The following is a 21,557-nucleotide window of genomic DNA, read 5'->3' as shown; positions in this document are numbered from 1 at the left end:
CTGATGATTTATTTGAAATAGACCACATCATCCCTAAGAGAGCTGGAGGTAGTGATAAGCTAACTAATAAACAGCTCATCCACTCTCATTGCCATCATAATAAAACTTGGCAACAAAGAGAGGAATATCCCCATAAAGTGTAGGCAATCCCAATGCCACCAGGAGGAGCCGGATGATTGGGAACAGTCATGTCCGGTTCTGGAGGAGAGTTCGAGGGAGGAATCCCTCGTTCGACTCTAATAGTGGGCATCCTGCCCGCGCGAAAATAAGGACGAAACGGGCAAGATGCCCATTCCACAGATGACCATTCCATAGAGAACGGGCAAGATGCCCATTCCACAGATGACCATTCCATAGAGAACGGGCAAGATGCCCATTCCACAGATGCCCATTCCATAGAGAACGGGCAAGATGCCCATTCCACAGATGCCCATTCCATAGAGAACGGGCAAGATGCCCATTCCACAGATGACCATTCCATAGAGAACGGGCAAGATGCCCATTCCACAGATGCCGATTCTAGCTCACTCTTCAAATCATTCCATTATTAAGCAACGCCCTCTACTCCCTGTTCCCTATTCCCTATTCCCTGTTACCTAAAGAATGAATTATGCGATCGCGGATTCGCTTACCGCTGCTTCCTCATTCTTAGCCGGTAAAGGTGCTGGTTTATTAGTCATAAATTCAGCCAGCTGAGCCTCAATTTGGTCACGGACAATTTGGCGATATTCGAGGAAGTGTTCCGCGTAGGCACAAACCACAAAGAAAGAGCCCACCACTTTTGGTTTCTGCTGGATCAGCTTAAACAGACTATTCCAGAAGGTCCAGCGGGTCTTACGAAGAACCCCTTGTCGCCAGCATAGGGTTAGTAGCGCCCGGATAGTTATCCAATCGATCCGACGAGGTACAGCATGCCTCGGTAGACCAAGCTTCATAAAGTGGTTGTAGGTGCGGTTTAAAAATCGCTCTGGGTCATACAGTGTCCAAAATGCCTCCACATATTCACGAGCAATTTCTTCCACAGGCCGAGTTGGAACAAAATTGATCAAAGTCGTTTGGTTAATATTAGCCCCACCATCGAGAAGTCGTCCTTCTTTCTCAAGGCGATGCCACAGAGCAGTATTAGGCAATGCCTGCAACATACTAAACAAGGCAATAGGAATCGAGGTTTTCTCAATAAATTGGACAATGCGATCGCCTGCGCCAGGTTTTTCTCCATCAAAGCCCATGATAAACCCAGCCATAACCCTCAGACCGGCATTAGTAATCGCATCCACCGATTCACTCAGAGAATCCCGAGTATTTTGGAACTTTTTAGTCAGGGTAAGGCTGTCTTCATCAGGAGTTTCAATGCCCAAAAAGACCACTTTAAAATTACAATCGACCATCAGGTCCATCAGTTCTTGGTCTTGAGCCAAATCCACTGAAGCTTCTGTGATAAAGCTAAAAGGATACTCATGTTCAGCCATCCAGACCTTCATGGCTTTCAGCAGAATCTTGACATTGCGCTTATTGCCAATAAAGTTGTCATCGACTAGAAAAATCCCTCCTTGGAAATTCAGTTCTAAGAGGCGTTCTAGTTCAGCTAACAACTGCTCTGGAGCTTTAGTACGGGGTTTGCGACCGTAGAGGACAATAATATCGCAGAATTCGCACTGAAATGGACAGCCCCGAGAGAACTGGATTGCCATAGTGTCATAGGCTTCGAGGTCGAGAAGATCAAAGCGGGGGATTGGGGTTCCCGTAACATCTGGCTTCTCACCATTAGCACGGAACACCCCTTGACTCTCGCCCCGTTCAATCGCTGAGACAAACATCGGTAGGGTAATTTCCCCTTCATCCAAAATCAAGTAATCTGCCCCAGCCCCTTCAGGTTCGTGGGGTGAGGTAGTCGGATAAGGACCACCGACAGCTACCTTTTTTCCACGGCGCTTAGCTTCCTGAATTAGCTCAAGAAAATCTTTTTTCTGGACGATCATACCTGAGAGAATCACCATCTCAGCCCAATCCCATTCTGCCTCCGTTACCTCAGATACATTGCGGTCAACCAGTTTAAATGACCATGTCTGAGGTAATATCGCTGCTACTGTCACCAAACCTAGGGGTGGCATCAGTGCCTTGCGATTCACCAACTCAATGGTTTTCTCCATTGACCAGAAACTTTTCGGAAACAGAGGATATAGCAGTAAAACTCGCATAAGTAGCACCTGAAACGATAGTTAGGTTTTCCGGAATTGATTTATCAGAATGTATCAATTGATTACAGCTGGCTTAACTTAACCAGAGTTGGAAAGATGTCGTTGGCGGATTACCTGTCAGCCACTAACTATTAGGTTAGGTAAATATTAGGTAGGTAACGGGGTGGGAGACTTTTCCCCAGTTAGTTAGTTGCTAAGGCTTGCTAATATATATAGTCTGATCCCCGAGTTAATTTCCACTCAATCTGCCAACGGGGTTTGTAATCTGTAAGTTGCCAGTTTTCCCTTAGATTTCTCTATCAGTAGTTATACTTATCACCAGCTTAAACTGAGCGTTAAATTTCTTCCCCCCCCTTAAATAAGGGGGGATGGGGGGGATCATCTCCCCCTTTGTTAAAGGTGGAATCTTCAATTAGCTTCCCCCGCCTTAAATAAGGGGGGATGGGGGGGATCATCAATTAGCTCAGGTTATGACCGTGTCCAGTATAGTTACTATGAAGATAGTTAATCTTAGTTACTCTAAGGATGATGTCTGGGTACTATCGTCCGGCTGTTGCTTTGCTACTTCTTGAGCCAGGGTGTTCACCGTAAAGCGAATTTGCTCCTCCGTATGGTTACAGGTGATAAAGAAGCGCAGGCGGGCAGCATTTTGCGGCACCGATGGATAGAACATAAACGGGACATTGATGCCACGTTTAAAGAGATTCTGAGAGAGTTGCACCGACTTCAACGCATCCCCCACAATAATTGGAATCACTGGAGAGTCTTTACTCGTCCCTGTGTTGAGTCCCTGTTTCTGGGCTAATTCCAGGAAAAGTTTAGCTCGCTGGTGCAACAGTGCAACTCGCTCTGGTTCTGCCTTCAGTAGCCTTATGGAAGCCAGCACGGAGGCTGCATTAGGGGGAGCTATGCCAACACTATAGACAAATCCCGGGGAGGTATACTTGAGGTATTCTACCACAGCAGCGCAACCAGCAATATAGCCACCGCAGCTAGCAAAGGACTTGCTGAGGGTACCCATCCACAAATCCACATCAGCGGGATCAACCCCACAGAACTCACCAACCCCTCGACCGTGTTTGCCCAGTACCCCGATGGAGTGAGCTTCATCTACCATCAGGAAAGCTTTGTGGCGTTTCTTGACTGCAATGAACTCAGGCAAGTCGGGAATGTCACCATCAGTACTGTAAACTCCTTCGATCACAATCAGTACCCGTTGATAGTGGTGACGACGCTCCTGGAGTATTTTATCCAATGCCTGACAGTCATTATGAGGAAAAGCAATAATGCTCGCTCCCGACAGGATGCATCCCTGTAGAATACTGTTGTGGCTCAGAGAATCATGTAAGATTAGGTCGTTTTTGCCAAATAGGTGACTAATAGTAGTTACGTTAGTAGCATGACCGCCCACATAGACGATACTATCCTCAGTACCAATAAAGTCAGCAATTTCTTTTTCTAGCTCTCGATGTAAGGGTTTTTCCCCTGACAACAGACGGCTAGCACAGGCGGAAGTACCATAACGATCTATGGCATCCTTTGCTGCTTGAGAGATCACTGGGTCACCACACATCCCCAGATAATTATAAGTGGCATAATTAATCAGTTCCCGGCCACCAATCTGTGTGGTGTTGTTGACTACCCGTTCTTGGGGGGTAAAGAAAGGATTGTTAACCCCGAGGGCTTTAATTTCCTCCTGTTGCAATTGCAGTTTGCGGTATTCTGGGTATAGGTGGAAATTGTGGTATTCCGGTGGGATATCTTGATTGTTTAGCTTTTCTGCATCTTGATTTGGGATTAGACCGTTTTTAGCCGATATATGACCATTCGTTTCCGGTATTGACCTCCCTGAGGAGGTTTCTAGGTTAGCTTGCGAGTTTCCTGTTGGTTGTTTAGCAACGTATTCCGCCAAATACTCAGCCAATGCCTCAATATTGTCGTGATCCCATAAAAGCGTTGGGGAAAGCCGATGTTCGAGGAAATTCTCCAGCTCTCCGGATAAGTTAACAGCTTCAATAGAATTTAAACCATAATCGGTAAAATCCCGATGAATATCGATTTCTTGGGCATCCAGCTCAAGTACGTCTGCTAGCTTGGACACTAACCAAGTGGCAATGCTTGATGCTCCTTGAGATAATTTTGGGGAACTGACGGTAGATTTGTGATCACTCGTAACCACAGTGGCCGGTGAGCTTTCTTTCCCGTTCCAGACCTGGTTCAACAATTCCATGTTGCACTCCTTCACCACACTAAAAGATTAGATCACCCAACTGCAGTGACTCGCACTGGGTGATCGTCTGCCCTTACCCCTCCATGACTTTTCGATCATTGAGCCTAGTTGTGAACCTTCAACCTCAGCTAATAATGTTCTAAACAGAGATTATGCCTTTATTTCGGTCTAGTTGCCACTGTTGAAGCCAATGAATTGCTATTTTTGGGGTTGACTTGATGGTTATTTTGCCATGAACTACCAAAACTTGTGAAAAATTCTATCAATCATGTCAAGTCTACCCTCTTGCGTCGATAGCATTTGACAGGTAAGCTATTCTGCATCGAAAAATCTGTTTCGTAAGATGCAGATTTTGTTGATTGGGTCTGGTAACCTCGCGTCTAAGCTTGGTATGAGGGGAAACAACGCAGGGATAATTCGCGATCGCATAATGGCAAACCATAAAGCTAAATACTCCAACTTAGTCGATCTCGTGGTCGATAGAGCGATAAACCAACCTAACCAAATTGCTTACACTTTCCTAGCAGACGGGGAAACAGAATCTGGACATCTAACCTATCAACAGTTAGATCAACAGGCCAGAGCCATTGGTGCTCAGCTACAGTCTCTAGTTGCCCCTGGCTCCCGTGCCTTATTAGTCTACCCCTATACCGCTGGGTTAGAGTTCATTGCTGCTTTCTTTGGATGTCTGTATGCCTCGGTTGTAGCAGTGACCGCTAATCCCCCCCGGTCTAAACAGGCTATTGCCCAATTACAGCAGCGGGTCATTTCTTCCCAAGCCACAGTAGCCCTTACTACCACAGACCTCTGGAAAAGAATCCAGCAGCAGTGTAGCTCGAATCCAGAATTAGCCCCAACCTTAACTCAACTCTCCTGGATAGAAACCAACGAAATTTCCCCATCTCTAGCATCAGACTGGATTGAAACCGAGCGCCCAGATCACGATAGCTTAGCGTTTCTACAGTACACCTCAGGGTCTACCGGTAATCCAAAAGGGGTAATGGTGACCCATGGCAATATCCTGCACAATTCAGCCTTGATCTATCAGTGCTTCGAGCATACCCTTAACAGTCAAGGAGTGATCTGGTTACCCTTGTTTCATGATATGGGGTTGATTGGTGGTGTGATCCAGCCGATCTATGGCAGATTTCCTGTTACACTCATGTCACCAGTAGCCTTAATTCAGAAACCTATTTGCTGGCTCCAAGGGATTTCCCGCTATAAAGCCACCACCAGTGGTGGTCCCAATTTTGCCTATGACCTATTGTGTCGCCAGGTCACTCCAGAACAGATGGCAACTCTAGACCTTAGTAGTTGGGAGGTAGCATTTTCCGGTGCTGAACCGATTCGAGCCGAAACCCTAGAACGGTTTGCCGAGACCTTTGCCCCTTGTGGGTTTAGAGCAGAAGCATTTTATCCCTGCTACGGTATGGCTGAAACGACATTATTTATTTCTGGGGGATTGAAAGCTAACCCTCTGGTGATTAAGTATGTTGAGCAAGGTGCCCTAGGAGAAAATCAGGTGGTAGCTGCGACTAAAGACCAAAAGGGAGCACAAGGGATTGTCAGCTGTGGTCAGCCCTGGTTAGGTGATCACGTGGTAATTGTTGACCCGGAAACCTTAATAGAGTGCCCAGAAAATAAAGTCGGGGAAATTTGGGTATCTGGTAATGGTGTCGGCAAGGGCTATTGGAATCAACCAGAGGAAACAGAACGCACATTCGGTGCCTATATAAAAGACACCGGCACTGGACCATTTCTGCGCACCGGAGACTTAGGATTCCTAAAAGATGGGGAACTCTTTATCACCGGTCGCCTCAAAGAATTGATGATCCTCTGGGGCAACAACCGCTATCCCCAGCATATTGAAGCAACTGTTGAGAAGAGTCATCCAGCCCTACGACCCAATGCTAGTGCAGCGTTTTCCGTCGATTTAGAAGGGGAAGAACGATTAGTTATTGCTCAAGAGATCAAGCGGAGTTACCTAAGACACTTAGTGGTTGATGAAGTAGTGGCAGCAATTCGTCAAGCCGTAGCCCAAGAGCATATTGCTGATGTTTATGGGATTGTGCTGCTGAAGACCGGAAGTATTCCCAAAACCTCTAGTGGTAAGATTAAACGTCGGGAATGTCGGCTGCGATTTCTTGATGGCACTTTAGAGGCAGTAGGTCAATGGCGACAGAGTCAACAACAACCGCGTAGCATTACCGATCTGTTGAGTCAGTTGAATGTTGCTTCATCAGAATCCTAAGGTTGTTATTGGGTCAGCTATCAGCTATCAGCTATCAGCTATCAGCTATCAGCTATCAGCTATCAGCTTATGGGTTACTTCACAGTGCTTTTGGTCTGTGCCAGCCTACTGTTAGCGTAGCGTGCGCGTAGCGTAATCGGTGATGCGCGAATAAGCTATGCAGTGGCCTGACAGAGGTTTCCACGGACTGCTGACTACTGACTGCTGAATGCTTAGGTTATTGGGATTATTAAATGTGTTAAAGATTACTAATTCCCAGAAAAGACGAATTAAAGTAGGGTGGGCAAAGTAATATAATCATTAATACTCAAAACAATCAAACTGTGTCTTGATGCAAAGCGCGAGTGGGGGAAACCACGGCAGTCGCTCATGGGGGGAACCCCCAAGACCGCGCTGCCTTCCCAAGACCGCGCTGCATCGCTTTTTGCCCACCCTACAAGCTGTTCGCGTAGCGTGCGCGTAGCGCTTAAGCTGACCGCTGAACGCGCACGCTTGAGCTTTTAGCTCACGGCTGAATACTTACCTAATTCCGACCATCACTAGGAATTTATTATTTTTTTTAGGAACCAGTAAAAAAAATAATTAGGTATGGTAACATATCCCTCTAAGCGCAGCTAAAATAATTAACCATGAAACGTTCTTTAGAGGCTCTTAGGGAGAAAGCCAGAAATTTCCTGATCTATGGTATTGGTATATCACTGATATCCAATTTTGAAAAGCTAATTACTAATTACTCATTAATTGGTAATTCAACCTTCTTCGAGCCTGACCAATTTGATTGGGTAGCTGAGTTAGAATCTCAATGGATGACGATTCGCCAAGAGCTAGATCAAGTCTTGAAATATAGAGATACTCTACCCAACTTCCAAGATATTTCCCCAGACCAGGCTGAGTATGTCAGTACGGATAATCGTTGGAAAACCTATGGCTTTTATGGCTATGGAATTAAAGTTAAACAGAATTGTGAAAAATGTCCGGAAACTACTCGTATTATCGAAAAAATTCCTGGCATGAAAACGGCCTTTTTTTCAATCCTATTACCAGGGAAGCATATCCCTGAACATAGGGGACCTTATAAAGGGGTGATCAGATGTCTTCTAGGATTACGTGTTCCTGAACCGAAGGAAAATTGTCGGATTCGTGTTGGTAACGACATTCGCTATTGGGAAGAAGGGAAAGCAATGATGTTTGATGATAGCTTTCCCCATGAGGTATGGAATGAAACCGATGGGATGCGGGTGGTTTTATTTCTAGATATTGTTAGACCCCTCCGTTTTCCTGCTTCATGGATTAATTTATTATTTATTAAACTAATTGCTTGGTCACCCTTCGTTCAAGAGGCTATGGCTAATCAGAAGAAATGGGAAGAACGTTTAGATAAGGTGTTTGCTCGACAATGAAGTAATAGGGAATCGGGAATCGGGAATCGGGAATCGGGAATCGGGAATCGGGAATCGGGAATCGGGAATCGGGAATCGGGAATCGGGAATCGGGAATCGCTATTATCGTACTTGCTGCATCAAGACTGCAGAGGTACAAAGAATTTTTTCCCTTTTCTTTCTTCCCTGCTCCCTACTCCGTTCGCGTTTGGCCGTAGGCCACACGGGGCGCGTTCGCGCAGCCTCGGGGTCTCCCAGTAAGCGTGACCCACAGCCTTAGTCCCTGCTCCCTAAAACCCCAAGGGCGTAAGTACCTCACCGAATTGATAAATTCTATAGGTATCCCTGTAGGAATAGTGATAATTTTTGTTCCCTATTCCCTACTCCCTATTCCCTACTCCCTGCTCCCTGCTCCGAAGTCCCTACTCCCTACTCCCTATTCCCTACTCCCTACTCCCTACTCCCTTTACTATATGACAAACGATTTTGATGCCATCATCATTGGTAGCGGAGCTGGTGGAGGAACTGTTGCGTTGGCGCTAGCTAAAGCTGGTAAGCAGGTTTTACTGGTTGAGCGTGGTAACCGATTCATTGACAGTGAACCTTACCAGGACGAGCAACGAATGCTGATCGACATGGCAGCTTTTGATGACCGCACCATCGAGGTTAATGGGCGTAATACCCGATTGTTTATTGGCGGAATTCTTGGTGGTGGGACTTCTCTCTATGGTGGAGTGTTGATGCGTCCGAGCCGCAATGATTTCCATCCTGGCAAGTACTATAGTGAATGGCTACCACGTCACCTCTGGGATTGGCCAATTACTTATGATCAGCTCTCCCCCTATTTCGATCAGGCCGAGTCATTATTCCATGTTGCTGGAGATGATCCTAAGAAAATCATCCATGTAGAGACACCAGCCCACAGCTATCCAGCCAAGACTCCTCCCCTTGAGCCGATCAATCAGAAATTGGAGCGGGGGATTGAGAAAGCTGGATTTACTCCCTTCCACTTACCCCTGGGCATCGACTTTAACCGTTGCCTTCGCTGTGCCAAATGTCCAGGCTACTACTGCCCCAATGACTCTCGTGCCTCGACGTTGGTATGTGCTATTGATGGGGCAGTTAGCAATTACCATCTCCAGCTAAAAACTAATACAGAAGCAGAGTGCTTGGTTACCAACGCTCAGGGTAAGGTGGTTGGTCTAAAACTTCGCTGGCGCGATAGTGGTACCATCGAAACGCTAAAAGCTAAAACTTATATTATAGCAGCTGGCGCTATTGGTAGCCCAGTAATCCTGATCAAATCTGGCTTAACTGGTCGTAGTGGTCAGGTTGGCAGAAATTATATGTACCATTGCGGTGCTTTGGCGGCTGGGTTGTTTAGTCAACCTACCGGTGGCGCAGATACCTTCATCAAGCAGTTAGGCTTCACCGATCTTTATTTTGGTTCAGGGGATTTTCCCCATAAGCTCGGGTATTCCCAAACTGTTCCAATCCCTGGGCATCTGAGCATACAAGAAAATTTACCAGTACCGATTCCAGATGCGATCGCAAAATTCCTACTCAAACGGATACTGGCGATGACAGGTTTTGTCGAAGACTTGCCCCAACCCGAAAATAGGGTAGACGTTAGCAATACAGGAGCGATCCATCTAGTCCACAAATTTCATCCTTACGATATTTACCGCTCCCGTTACTATATGCGCCAGCTCAAGAAAGTGATGGGCCATGCTGGGGTAGTATTCATGTTTGGTGCCACCGGGGATAAAGATGATCGTCACACAGCCCATCAAGTGGGCACCACACGTTTTGGTACCGATCCCAACACATCCGTGCTTGACCCATACTGCCGTTTGCACGATCATGACAATGTATTTGTTGTGGATGGTGGATTTATGCCAACCTCGTTGGGGGTTAGTCCTGCTTTAACCATTGTAGCTAATGCACTGCGAGTGGCAGATTATATTAAGGAGACTTGTTAGCATGAAAACTGTTGTAATCACAGGAATTTCCGGCACCCTCGGCAGTGCGTTAGGTCAAGAGTACATCAATCGTGGTTGGCAAGTAGTTGGTGTCACCCGTCAAGAAAACCTCGAAGGTAACTATTTCAATACATTGTGTGTGTCTCAACAACAAACCCTTGAGGATGCCCAAAAGTTGCTTGAGTATGACCCCGATGTGATTATCCTGAATGCAGGACAAATCGAAACTGAGGTAGGGGATGGAGGAGTGCCACTGGTTGAGATAGTAGAATCGATGAACCGTGTTAACTACAGTTGGCCAGCATTAGTAGCCCTGGAAGCAGCCAAGCTAAAGCGCGAGCGACCCCTCGATGTGGTTGCTATTGGTTCGATTGCAGATGGTAGCCCTTCTTGTTTTGGTCCAGTCTATCATTCTGGTAAAATTGCTCTGCACTATTACTGGTCAGGTGTTGGACCAATCGTTTACCACGCCAGTAATCATCAAATTCGGATGAGGCTTTACCGTCCTGGTGTAATCAGCGGTCCCTTGGCTTGGGCACCAGTGAACCGTCTCAATGAAAAAGGTTATAAAATCCGAGCCAACCGAGTCAATTCTGCTCCTCCTGCTGAAAAAGTGGCTAATACAATCGCCAGCTGGATTGAGAAAAACAAAGAATGGGTGGGAACTTATGATGAGCCTTTTAGCTTTAAAATATTCAAATACCTGTTTGCTTTGTTCCCCAATTTCTTTTACAAACTACAGTTGTTTGGATGGCCTCGGGGCAGCAAATTCGTGTAACTAGGAAATAGGTAATTTCGGTAAGAGTGTGAGAAGGGGGAGATTTTTAATAATTGCTGGATTATTTCGGCAATTTATGTTAAAAATTCCTGGAAAATAAATTATTATGACTCGAACCTCCTGAGCTATGAATCCTCAATTGAGGATAGTTGGTTATCTCGGAATCAGGCTAAAGTAATGTTTTTGAATGTTTTGTGTAAGTTTTTGAGTGCAGGGGTAAAAAGTGTCACAAACTATTCTCCAACCAGCCACGTTAGTTGATATCCTGCGCTACAGAGCAGTTAACCAGCCAGATGCGATCGCATATACCTTTTTGGTGGATGGAGAAACCGAACAGGTCAGTCTGACTTACCAACAGTTGGAGCAACAAGCCCAAGCGATCGCATTCCACCTGCAATCAATATATTCCCCAGGAGAAACTGCCCTACTACTTTATCCTCCTGGTCTAGACTATATTTGTGCATTTTTCGGGTGTCTTTACGCTGGGGTTGTAGCTGTCCCCGCTTATCCTCCTAGACCCAACCGCTCCCTTGTCCGTGTTCAGGGAATTGTCAAGGATTCCCTGGCCAGGGTAGCCCTAACTAGCCAAGCAATCCTGTCTAATTTAGAGCGCAGGTTTACTCAGGCTCCAGAACTGAAGACACTGCAGTGGGTAGCCACAGAAAACATCAACGGCAACTTAGCTCAATCATGGCAGCAACCAGCTATAGATGGTAGCACCCTGGCTTTTCTACAATACACCTCTGGTTCAACCGCTCAGCCGAAGGGAGTGATGATTAGCCACAGCAATCTAGTCCATAATTCAGCTGCTATCTATCAGTATTTTGAGCACACCGACCACAGCAGTGTGGTGAGTTGGTTGCCGATGTACCATGACATGGGTCTGATTGGTGGCATACTCCAACCTCTATACGGCGGTTTTCCAGCTACACTGATGTCCCCGTTGATGTTTTTGCAAAGTCCAATCCGCTGGTTAAAAGCAATTTCCCACTATCGAGCTACCAGCAGTGGCGGACCAAACTTTGCTTACGACTTATGCGATCGCAAAATTAAGCCGGAACAACTAACAAACTTGGATTTGAGTAGTTGGGATATTGCCTTTAACGGAGCTGAGCCAATTAACTCCGCCATCTTGGAGCGGTTTGCCACAAAGTTTGAGTCCTGTGGCTTCCGCCGAGAAGCATTCTACCCTTGCTATGGCATGGCTGAAGCCACCTTAATGGTTTCTGGTGGTCTCAAAAGCGCTCCAATTGTCTTAAAAACAGTTGAAGGGGCAGCATTAGAGCAAAATAAAGTTGTGCCAGCTACTGTTGAGCAAGAAGGTACCCTTACCCTAGTAGGCTGTGGTCAAAGTCTGCCAGACCAGCAGATTGTAATTATCCATCCTGAAACCTTAACCCCATGTGACCCAGGAAAAGTAGGAGAAATCTGGGTATCAGGACCAAGCATTGCCCAAGGTTACTGGAATCAACTGGCAGCAACAGAAGGCAACTTTCGCGTAACTCTAGCATCGATGGGGGAGGAGTCATTTATGCGTACCGGTGACTTGGGATTCATGCTCGACGGTGAATTATTTGTTACTGGTCGTTTGAAGGATCTGATCATTATCAATGGTCGTAACCACTATCCCCAAGATATTGAATGGACCGTAGAAAACACCCACTCCTTGCTCAGACCGACGTGTTCCGCAGGATTTTCCGTCAATATTGCCGGTGAGGAACAGTTAGTGGTGATTGCTGAGGTAGAACGTAGCTATTGGAAATCGACTCGGCTAGCTACTTCTGATCCTGGTAATGGAGCGAAAGACCATGCCCTTGATACCAAAGAGTTAATCCGGTTAATCCGACGAGCAGTATTACAACATCACGATTTGCAGGTTCATACTGCTCTGTTACTCAAACCAGGTACTATTCCCAAGACCTCTAGTGGTAAGATTCAGCGTCATGCCTGTCGCCAGAGTTTTCTAGCGGGAACTCTGGCTGTTATAAATAATAGGGATTAGCTTTGAGGATTGAGGATTCAGGCTTGAGGCAGACTTAACCTAAAAGATAACCCTATTGATAGTAGTCGATAGCAATCCAAGTAAAGGTTAACAAATGTTTCTATTCCCTATTCCCTTGACACCCCAGATGAGATTTTATGTCCTAAACTATACCTTCCTTGATAGAAATTAACAATTTTGTAACACTTTCGGATAGAATAAGGCATTAGTGGCCTTCGTTGGTAGTTGCAGTACATAACTTATGTCGGAGAATTCCTGGTCAGAAAAAGCGCCAAGCCAAGAGCTGAACCAACTTGGCTCTATGCTGTCTAACTTGTCAGAGGAAGAGTTTGAAACTAGCTTATTTTTCCAGGGACTAGAAGGACGCCGACGCAAAGCAGCTTTAGTTTTAACCATAGTGTGGTGCATGACAATAGCACTGCATTTGGTGTCTTGGGGGATCTGGGTGAGCTTGGGCTTAACAACGATATTAGGAATTCATTGCCTACGGTTCTTGCTGGCTCAACCGTTAAAAACCCCTCAACCCTCTTTAGATGAAGAAAAAGACGATTTTCCCTTTGTGTCTCTGCTAGTAGCAGCAAAAAATGAAGAAAGTGTCATCAGTAATTTAGTTCAGTCTCTGTGTCAATTAGACTACCCCGAAAATCAGTATGAACTGTGGGTAATTGACGATCACAGTACTGACCAAACACCAGAAATATTAGATAAGTTAGCAGCAACATACGACCAGTTGAAGGTACTGCACCGGAGTGCTAATGCCGGGGGAGGGAAATCAGGAGCACTCAATCAGGTACTGGGTTTAACGAAAGGCGAGATTGTAGCAGTATTTGATGCAGATGCTAAAGTTCCCAAAGATATGCTGCAGCGGGTGTTGCCCTTATTTAATAACCCGCGAGTGGGAGCAGTGCAGGTCAGAAAAGCGATCGCAAATGCAGCACTGAATTTCTGGACACGAGGGCAAATGGCAGAAATGGCTCTAGACAGCTATTTCCAACAGCAACGTATAGCAGTGGGTGGGATTGCTGAATTGCGGGGCAATGGTCAGTTTGTCCGACGTTCCGCACTACAGCGTTGCGGTGCCTGGAATGAAGAAACTATCACCGACGACTTAGATTTAACCATTCGCCTACACCTCGATCAGTGGGATATTGGCTTTCTCAATTACCCGCCAGTAGAAGAAGAAGGAGTCACCAGTGCGATCGCACTCTGGCATCAACGGAACCGTTGGGCAGAAGGAGGGTACCAGCGCTATCTCGATTACTGGCGTTTAATTGTAAGTAACCGCCTAGGTTTGCGGAAAACTATAGATTTATTTACCTACTTGATCCTCCAGTACTTTTTGCCCACTGCTGCTGTACCAGACTGTTTGATGGCTATTGCCCGTAACCGTCTACCTATTTTTAGTCCCATTACTGGTCTAACTGTCACCGTATCAGTGATTAGCATGTTTGTCGGGCTGCGCCGCACCAATCAAAATCGACGATTACGTGTTTCTAACCTGTTGGTTCCTCTGTTGCAGACCTTGAGGGGAAACCTTTATCTATTGCACTGGATGCTAGTGATGGCCGCTACTACCGCTCGGATGTCTGTGCGTCCTAAACGGTTGAAATGGGTGAAAACAGTCCATAGAGGTGGTAGCGAAGAATGAAGAATGAAGAATGTAGAATGCAGAATGCAGAATGCAGAATGCAGAATGCAGAATTACAAATTCTAAGTTCTACATTCTAAAATTGTGAATTCTTAATTCTTAATTCTAAATTCTTAATTCTTAATTCTTAATTCTTAATTCTTAATTCTTAATTCTTAATTCTTAATTCTGCATTAATTCCTGATAAAAATCCAAAAGCTGTTTAGCTAACGCCTGATTGGTATACTGCTCCATTGCTCGTACATAACCCAAATCTCCTAATTTCTCAGCCAACTCTGGTTGCTTGATTAGCTGCTGTAAACAATGTCGTAACTCGGACTCATCTTTTTCAGGAAACACCAACCCAGCATCTCCAATCACATAGGGAATTTCTCCAGAATCGGAACCAATTACTGGTACTTTAGATGCCATAGCCTCAATCAGCACATGACCAAACTGTTCCTTCCAACCTACACTAGTTAAGGTTTTAAACTTATAATTAGTCTCTGATGGTAGCACCAGAGTATTCATCACATTAATATAACGAGGTACCTCATCATGGGGAACACTCTCAATCCAAATCAGTTGGTCTTTAATTCCCCATTCTGCCGCCTTTTCCATCAATATCGGCTTGAGGGGACCACGCCCTAGTAGCAGCAACTTCCACTGCATCCCAGATAACCCAGCTAGGGCTTTACCTAAAGTCAGTAATCCCTTCTCCTCTACAAACCGTCCCACAAATCCCACCACAAAGTCATCGGGTTGAATTCCCAACTGCTGTTTTAAATCTGGCTGAGCTTGGGGACGAAACAAGCTTTCATCTACCCCCAATTGGGGCATTACTTTAGCTGGTCCGTTATAACCATGTTGTCGCAGGATTTCTACCCCATCCTGATTCCCACAAATCAGTCCATCGGTATGGCGCAGGTTATACCCTTCCAACACAGACACCGGAAATTTTACCTCGTAGGGCAGATTCCAAAAAGTTAAAAATAGGTTTTTTGCCTTCAGTCCCAATAGCTTATTTAGGGTAATAAATTGAGCATAACCTAATGCCTTAGCTCCCTGTTCCACTTGAATAATGTCGGGGCGAAACTGTTTCAATAAAGGGACAATATCTAGGCCAAAGGTCAGCAGCCCCTGATTATTTTCACTAAAGTTAGACACTGGTACCACCCGAAATGAACCTTCCTCACGGGGTTGGGTTTCAATGATGCGATTTTGGACACCACCAGGACGCCAGCGCCGGGGAACCACCACAGTTACCTCAATATTAGGTTCTAACTGAGCGAGTGTTCGTAACTTCTCGCAGTTAAGGTCAACAATATAGGAGTGGCTAGCAACTAGTATTTTCATGGGTAATTTTTTGACAGTTAACGGTGGCAGGTTAAAGGTTGTTCGCGTAGCGTGGCCTTTTGGCCAAGGTTGTTCGCGTAGCGTGGCCAAAGGCCAAGGTTGCTGGTTGTTCGCGTAGCGTGGCCAAAGGCCAAGGTTGGAGGTTTAAGGTTGGAGGTTGGAGGTTGGAGGTTTGAGGTTTGAGATTGGAGGTTGCAGGTTGCAGGTTGTTCGCTCTTGGCGTTCCCATAGTATCAATCAGCGGTAGTGGTAAAGATGTAGTGATTTGGCTACGGTCTGATCAAGGTTTCGGGTGCTAAAATCACTACTTGTGTACCACTACCGGTTATCACAACACCATTAAATTTGACTTATTATGACTTTAAGCTCCTGAATTATTAATCATAAATTTTAAAGCTTTTAATTAAAGATGCAAGAGCTTATTAGGTTTACTTAATCGTAGTTTTAAGTTTTAAAAACTGGCTTCAACCTTGTCACCTTGGCCAAAAGGCCACGCTACGCGAACAAGCTTCAACCTTGTAACCTTGGCCAAAAGGCCACGCTACGCGAACAACCTTGTCACCTTGGCCAAAAGGCCACGCTACGCGAACAACCTTGTCACCTTGGCCAAAAGGCCACGCTACGCGAACAAACTTGTAACCTTCAACCAACTAACCTTCAACCTTATAACGGTCTAGCCGACTATAAATTTGACCATCATCCCAGATAGATTTGATGCGTGTACCAAGTGCTTTGAAAAATCCCAACATGTAGAAACCAGCGCGGCTAATAATTTTAATCGGGGAACCACTTTTATTACAAGGAGGATTCCCTAAGACGTGGCAATCAAATAGACGACCAAAGAGCCGTAGCTGTTCACTAAGGGTAAGATTTTTCATCCCCATCAGGAAATGGTTGTGATAAAAGGTCAACTGATACTCAAGCGATCGCGTACTAATATCATGACACCCCCCAGTTTCTTCTCCTAAATGGACTAAATAAGCATCTGGGTCATACCAAATTTGATAACCAGTGCGACGAAATCGCAAACAAAAATCTGACTCCTCACGAACCGCACTCCCCCGGAACTGTTCATCAAAGTGCAGCCCGTACTTGGTAAAAATTTCCCGGCGGAAAGACATATTGCAGCCTCGGGCTGAGATCACCCGTTGAGGCTTAACGGTATGGACTAAGTCTATGTAATACCATGCAATCCCAGGGTCCATGGCCTCCTTAGGCAAGTCCTCAATAGTGTAAGAGGGAGTGGGGGAATCTGCTGCTGCTCCTTTCTCCGCTAGCTTCATCCGGTCAAATACTCGTCCTGCTACTGCCCCAATCTCTGGGGATTGTTCATAGTTACGAGCATGAGCAGTTAAATACCCCGGTGGCATCTTGATATCATCATCGATAAACACAATAATGTCCCCGGATGCCCGCCTTACCCCATAATTTCTTGCCCCAGGTAAACTCGCCCAATCAACCCGGAACCAGCGAATCTTACCAGCATTAGCCAGCTGCTCTAAATAGGATTGAATCTCTGGTTTGTGGTTTCGAGTTTGATCGACAACCAGTACTTCAAAAGCAGGGTAGTCTTGCTTCAGGACATCTTCTAGGGTATCCCGCAAAGGGTCTTCCCGTCCGTAAGTAGGGATAATTACAGAAATCATTGTCGTTGTTTTGAGTACTTTGTCCTTAAGCATTTAACTGCTGATAATGCCGACAATCGATAACAGTTTAACTAACATGCTATCTTTGGACATCCGTGGTTTTATGGAAAGTTCGAGAATTCTCAAGCTAAGAGGTAAAACCAATACCAGCTTAGTACACGGAACAGTTATCCGTGCAGACCTGTAGAAAAAACCGTTTGCCTTTTGCCTTTTCCCTTTTGCCGTTTCCCTTTTCCCTTTTTCGATGTCTTGATACCTCGTTTCTGTTTACGTTTAGGATCGTTTGTCTGTTCTGCCTCTAGTTTCTGTAGTTCCTCTTGTTCTTGGCGATTTATTTCGGGCAACTTGAGGATAACACCAGTCATCAACCAATAATAGATTGCCACTGGATCTACATCCAAGGGATAGTAATAGGTTTGGTAGCTAATAAACAAAATAAGTACCCAATAGCTGGCACCGATACTCCGCAAATCCTTGTTTTTCACTGAGCGGTAAGCCTTGAAGGTAAGTACAGTAATACCAGTTACAAATATTAGAAAAGCCAGCAGCCCCAGCGGACCAACTTCATGCATCACTTTGGGAAACCAAGTTTCTACCAAACTAGTTTTACCGAAAACACGAGCAGAGTTGGTCGCTCGTCCTAATCCCAGACCAATTAATGAGCCTCTGAGTCTATGCCAGGTAAAAGCAAATTGATGAAGGATAAAATCATCCGCTGGTGCAGCTTGCCAACGACCGATAAAACTATCTATCCGTTCCTGAACTACTTCAGGAAAAGCAGTTGCGGCAATTCCCAATAAAAGCCCTAATCCTCCCAGAATAGGTAAAAACCGTTTAAGGTTAGTGACTTGACCTGTTAAAACAAGCAGGATTACAGTTACGGTTGGCACCAAAGCCAGAGCAATCCGCTGGCCAGAGACCACTGCCAGAACAAAAACCGATGCCATGGCACCTAAACCAACACTTCGCCAACGAGCTGAGGGGTCGCTGAAAGCAGTAGCAAAGGTAAAAAAGGCATTAGAAATCAGGAACCAGCCCCACTGCCAAGGGGCAACAAAGGTTCCCGGTAAGCGGATTTGTCCCACTTGAGGACTATACAGTAAAGACCCACCCACAAAACATCTAGCATCTAGGGAAGCTTTGAATAAGGCAGCCCCCTCTCTGAATTGGGTTCCAGCGCATCTACCAGTTTTCAGCATCATGTACTGAATAAAGGCAAGGCTACAGCAGATAATAGCCAGAACTGTGAACATCCTTGAGAGGAAGAGTAATTCTTTCTTGCTACGGATCAGGTAGTAGGCACAAAAGATTAAGGGAATGTATCCCAAAAAAACTTTCAAACCCAAAATTCCCATTAGTATCGGCTGTCCATCGTCGCAGGTTACACCTCTACGCATCCCTGGTAAATCTGAACAGGGGGGAAGTAGTTGCTGGGCACCATTAGCAAACAAGAGTGTCAGCAAACTTGATGCGCACAAAATGCCTAAGGGTAGCATTAGGGATTTGGCTACTATGATTGGTTTTCTTTGCTGCTTACACTCTTGTATTAGACCAATCAAAGCAGGGATATAGATACCATCTTTAGCCAGCTGGAGCAGTGGACTATTGCCAATGGAGTAAATGATTGTGCCACTAAAAGGCATATAGATCAGGAATGCCCAAAGTGCTTTGCGAGGATATTTATAGGACAGAACCAGACAAGGCAGACCAGCTACTGCAGCTGCACCAGCTTTAGGATCAACCACCAGAGCCAGCAACACCCCGATAATCGCTCCAAAAGCTGCTGTCATAGTGATGATTTGGATGACTTCTCTACGCTCCCGTTGCGCTCGCCGTTTTTGAGCTAACTGTTGCTTCAGATTTAAGGTTGTGGTCTCAGATGGCGTTTTCCCTTTCTTTGATGCCTTAGATTTTGACCGACCTTTGACCATGGCAGAACCGTCCCATTGTCTATCGATGTTATTATTTTCTAATTTGGCATGTTCAAGTTTCAATTGGTGTTTGCGCGACGGTCAAGGGAGCTTGTATAAGCCAAAGTCATCACAAATTGATTTGCTCAACGCCTTTCGATTGAAGATGTTAAAGGATAATCTGTCTTCATTTGCTGATATATTCTCACCAGTACCAAGGATATAAACACTACCGGAAAAGGGTAATGGTTCTAGAGGGGTTCCCTTGTTAGCAAGAATACCTTTTACTTGCTCATGATCAATATAGAACTTGTAGTAGCCATAACCCCGATTATATTCAGGTTTTTCAGGTAACTCTAATAAATCCCATCTAAGAATGTTCGCTGTCCCCGACATTCGATGTAAGCATTCAGCCCTCAGCTATCAGCTATCAGCTATCAGCTATCAACTATCAACTATCAACTATCAACTAGCAGGCGCTTTAACTGCACGGGGTCAGATGAGCAAAACAAGCAAGGATTTTCAACCAGCCGTACTAGCCCGTAACCTTGTTTACTACCTCCCGTTGATTAGCTGACGGCTGACCACTGATTGCTGAATGCTTACCATTCGATAGAATTGTTTTCGTTTTAAATATAAACAATCTTCCCCATCTCGATACTTATAACCTCTATTAATAAACCAGCCATTTCCCCTCAGATTGTGCCTAACAAATTCAGCTAACTGTTTGCTAAGACAATCATCGGCATCGACATTCATAGCATGAGTTGGGTCAAATCGACGAGCATAGGTTAATCCTGTCAGTAAGCATTCAGGTGATGGGGTTGACAAAAAGGGAAGGATGAGTAGTAGTGTAGAACCATGGAAATCAAACCGCCAGCTATCCCAAATAGCTTTGAAGCTCTGGAACTGCTGCCCCAATCAGTTCTGGTGGAGCTGGTGCTGCAACAGCAACAAGTGATTGAACAACTGATTGGGGAGGTGGAACGCCTCAAAAGTCTGTTGAACAAAGACAGCCAGACTTCATCAAAACCCCCATCAAGTGATTTAATCAGAAGGTCAGAAAAAAAACCGTCGAAGGAATCAGATTCGCAGAAACGAAAACCAGGAGGACAACCAGGACACAAAGGGAAAACCCGAAAAGGATTTGGGCGGGTTGACCGATATGTAGTAGTCGAACCTCAAAGTTGTCCGATCTGTCAGGGAAATCAGTGGGAAAGTAGGGATTGCTCAACCCGAAGCTATGTGGTGGCTCAACTGGTAGAGCATCCGATCGAAATTGTAGAGTACCAGCAGAGGCGACGGATATGTAATCACTGTGGGACTCTGGTTGGGGGAGAGTTACCCGAGAATGTCATTGCAGGACAAGACTTGTCAGCTAACTTGCAGGCAATGCTGGTTTGGTTGGGACACTACGGTCATTTGTCTTATCAAAAGCAACAGGAATGGTTGCAAGAGTTTGGGAACATCGAGGTAAGTTTAGGAACTTTAGAAGCCACCACCCGGCGAGTCGCCTCTGCCGTTACTCCACATGTGAGTGAATTAAAAGAGTGGGTCAAGAATCAAACTCATGTCCACGTTGACGAGTCTCCATGGTTGGTCAATGGGGTGAAAGAATGGATGTGGGTGCTTTCAGGATACGGATATAGTTTGTTTCATGCCGGGGACACTCGTTCAAGAGCCGAACTTGAATATCTACTTGGTCAGAGTTTTGCAGGAGTCCTCAGTTCCGACGATTTTAGCGTCTACAACGGTTATAAAGTTGCAGCTCAACAAAAGTGTCTGGCTCATCTACGACGACATTTTCAGCAAGTCGCTCGTCTGAAACAGCCTCACCAACAAGGCTTGGGTCAAGCCTTTATTGAGTTGATTGATGAAGCCTTTGCCCAACACCGTCAGTGGCGTGAGACTGGTGAGGCATCAGTTTATGCTTCTTGGGCTGAGTCTTTCAAGGGGCGAGTAACTGAAGCAATTGAGAGCTGGAGTTCAAGAGCTGCAAATCGCTGCGGGGTTGTTGCTCAAGTCTTTGAGGCACAAGTCCGAGCAATGGTGGTATTTCCTAGACTACCCACAAGTCCCACCCGATAATAATCGGGCAGAGCGCTCTTTGCGTTTGGCAGTGACTAAGCGTAAAGTCGCAGGGGGGTCTCGCTCCTGGAATGGGTTTGAGCGTTCAGCAACATTATTAAGTGTGATTC

Annotated in this window: 20 protein-coding genes; 10 read left to right on the top strand and 10 right to left on the bottom strand. The window is 45.6% G+C overall.

Annotated features, from left to right (window positions below):
* Nucleotides 1–17 precede the first annotated feature (17 nt).
* Nucleotides 18–143, top strand: coding sequence for an HNH endonuclease (locus BJP37_RS34735; RefSeq protein WP_330359502.1), 126 nt, complete (start codon nt 18–20; stop codon nt 141–143).
* On the opposite strand, the gene BJP37_RS37025 is transcribed toward BJP37_RS34735, so the two are convergent.
* From BJP37_RS37025 to BJP37_RS20240, 3 genes are all read right to left on the bottom strand, one after another.
* Nucleotides 95–508, bottom strand: a complete 414-nt coding sequence (locus tag BJP37_RS37025; RefSeq protein WP_214607766.1) for a hypothetical protein — start codon at nt 506–508, stop codon at nt 95–97. The two genes, BJP37_RS34735 and BJP37_RS37025, sit on opposite strands and share 49 nt — an antisense overlap.
* Nucleotides 509–608: 100 nt before the next feature.
* Nucleotides 609–2,198 carry a B12-binding domain-containing radical SAM protein gene (locus tag BJP37_RS20245; RefSeq protein ID WP_075901450.1) on the bottom strand — a complete coding sequence of 530 codons (1,590 nt, stop codon included), beginning with the start codon at nt 2,196–2,198 and terminating at the stop codon, nt 609–611.
* Between the two features lie 514 nt (nt 2,199–2,712).
* Complete coding sequence (locus BJP37_RS20240; RefSeq protein ID WP_075901448.1) at nt 2,713–4,428, bottom strand: aminotransferase class I/II-fold pyridoxal phosphate-dependent enzyme; 1,716 nt, start codon at nt 4,426–4,428, stop codon at nt 2,713–2,715.
* A gap of 430 nt (nt 4,429–4,858) precedes the next feature.
* Between BJP37_RS20240 and BJP37_RS20235 the strand changes: the two genes are divergently transcribed.
* Together BJP37_RS20235 and BJP37_RS20230 are read left to right on the top strand one after the other, a co-directional pair.
* Nucleotides 4,859–6,679, top strand: coding sequence for a fatty acyl-AMP ligase (locus tag BJP37_RS20235; protein ID WP_075906300.1), 1,821 nt, complete (start codon nt 4,859–4,861; stop codon nt 6,677–6,679).
* Nucleotides 6,680–7,308: 629 nt separating this feature from the next.
* On the top strand, nt 7,309–8,079 hold the full coding sequence (locus BJP37_RS20230; protein ID WP_075901446.1) for an aspartyl/asparaginyl beta-hydroxylase domain-containing protein: 771 nt from the start codon (nt 7,309–7,311) through the stop codon (nt 8,077–8,079).
* On the opposite strand, the gene BJP37_RS39655 is transcribed toward BJP37_RS20230, so the two are convergent.
* Nucleotides 8,027–8,218 (bottom strand): hypothetical protein, encoded by a 192-nt coding sequence (locus BJP37_RS39655; protein ID WP_158069685.1) that lies wholly within the window; start codon nt 8,216–8,218, stop codon nt 8,027–8,029. The two genes, BJP37_RS20230 and BJP37_RS39655, sit on opposite strands and share 53 nt — an antisense overlap.
* A gap of 103 nt (nt 8,219–8,321) precedes the next feature.
* Between BJP37_RS39655 and BJP37_RS20225 the strand changes: the two genes are divergently transcribed.
* The 4 genes from BJP37_RS20225 (at nt 8,322) to BJP37_RS20210 (ending at nt 14,468) form a co-directional block, all read left to right on the top strand.
* Nucleotides 8,322–10,040: a GMC family oxidoreductase N-terminal domain-containing protein gene (locus BJP37_RS20225; protein ID WP_229415382.1), complete on the top strand. Its 1,719-nt coding sequence runs from the start codon at nt 8,322–8,324 to the stop codon at nt 10,038–10,040.
* A gap of 1 nt (nt 10,041) precedes the next feature.
* Nucleotides 10,042–10,818 (top strand): SDR family NAD(P)-dependent oxidoreductase, encoded by a 777-nt coding sequence (locus BJP37_RS20220; RefSeq protein ID WP_075901444.1) that lies wholly within the window; start codon nt 10,042–10,044, stop codon nt 10,816–10,818.
* Between the two features lie 223 nt (nt 10,819–11,041).
* Nucleotides 11,042–12,820, top strand: coding sequence for a fatty acyl-AMP ligase (locus BJP37_RS20215; RefSeq protein WP_075901442.1), 1,779 nt, complete (start codon nt 11,042–11,044; stop codon nt 12,818–12,820).
* 241 nt (nt 12,821–13,061) lie between these two features.
* Nucleotides 13,062–14,468, top strand: coding sequence for a glycosyltransferase family 2 protein (locus BJP37_RS20210; protein ID WP_075901440.1), 1,407 nt, complete (start codon nt 13,062–13,064; stop codon nt 14,466–14,468).
* A gap of 162 nt (nt 14,469–14,630) precedes the next feature.
* On the opposite strand, the gene hpsO is transcribed toward BJP37_RS20210, so the two are convergent.
* Both hpsO and BJP37_RS37015 read right to left on the bottom strand, forming a co-directional pair.
* Nucleotides 14,631–15,803: a hormogonium polysaccharide biosynthesis glycosyltransferase HpsO gene (gene hpsO / locus BJP37_RS20205; protein ID WP_075901438.1), complete on the bottom strand. Its 1,173-nt coding sequence runs from the start codon at nt 15,801–15,803 to the stop codon at nt 14,631–14,633.
* Between the two features lie 31 nt (nt 15,804–15,834).
* A complete protein-coding gene (locus BJP37_RS37015; protein ID WP_143727706.1) occupies nt 15,835–16,032 on the bottom strand; it encodes a hypothetical protein in 198 nt (65 codons plus the stop codon).
* Nucleotides 16,033–16,281: 249 nt separating this feature from the next.
* Between BJP37_RS37015 and BJP37_RS37010 the strand changes: the two genes are divergently transcribed.
* The gene (locus BJP37_RS37010; protein WP_143727705.1) at nt 16,282–16,512 is read left to right on the top strand and encodes a hypothetical protein; all 231 of its coding nucleotides are present in this window, start codon (nt 16,282–16,284) and stop codon (nt 16,510–16,512) included.
* Here BJP37_RS37010 and hpsN read toward each other — a convergent pair.
* The 4 genes from hpsN to BJP37_RS20180 all read right to left on the bottom strand — a co-directional run bounded on the left by hpsN (nt 16,454) and on the right by BJP37_RS20180 (nt 20,190).
* A complete protein-coding gene (hpsN, locus tag BJP37_RS20200) occupies nt 16,454–17,482 on the bottom strand; it encodes a hormogonium polysaccharide biosynthesis glycosyltransferase HpsN (RefSeq protein ID WP_229415381.1) in 1,029 nt (342 codons plus the stop codon). The genes BJP37_RS37010 and hpsN overlap by 59 nt on opposite strands.
* 134 nt (nt 17,483–17,616) lie before the next feature.
* Nucleotides 17,617–19,380, bottom strand: coding sequence for a hormogonium polysaccharide biosynthesis protein HpsL (gene hpsL, locus BJP37_RS20195; protein WP_075906294.1), 1,764 nt, complete (start codon nt 19,378–19,380; stop codon nt 17,617–17,619).
* A gap of 81 nt (nt 19,381–19,461) precedes the next feature.
* A complete protein-coding gene (locus BJP37_RS20190) occupies nt 19,462–19,755 on the bottom strand; it encodes a hypothetical protein (protein WP_198954125.1) in 294 nt (97 codons plus the stop codon).
* Between the two features lie 159 nt (nt 19,756–19,914).
* Complete coding sequence (locus BJP37_RS20180) at nt 19,915–20,190, bottom strand: hypothetical protein (RefSeq protein WP_198954124.1); 276 nt, start codon at nt 20,188–20,190, stop codon at nt 19,915–19,917.
* A gap of 30 nt (nt 20,191–20,220) precedes the next feature.
* Between BJP37_RS20180 and tnpC the strand changes: the two genes are divergently transcribed.
* Together tnpC and BJP37_RS43735 are read left to right on the top strand one after the other, a co-directional pair.
* Nucleotides 20,221–21,447: an IS66 family transposase gene (tnpC, locus tag BJP37_RS20175; protein WP_075901422.1), complete on the top strand. Its 1,227-nt coding sequence runs from the start codon at nt 20,221–20,223 to the stop codon at nt 21,445–21,447.
* Nucleotides 21,371–21,557 (top strand): IS66 family transposase (locus tag BJP37_RS43735; protein ID WP_438941539.1); only part of this gene is annotated, 187 nt, incomplete at its 3' end. The genes tnpC and BJP37_RS43735, both read left to right, overlap by 77 nt.

Origin of the sequence: Moorena bouillonii PNG, assembly GCF_001942495.1 — a bacterium.
GTDB classification, from domain to species: Bacteria; Cyanobacteriota; Cyanobacteriia; order Cyanobacteriales; family Coleofasciculaceae; genus Moorena; species Moorena bouillonii.
The sequence above is the reverse complement of the archived record's forward strand: the minus strand, read 5'-3'. Positions and strand labels throughout refer to the sequence as shown.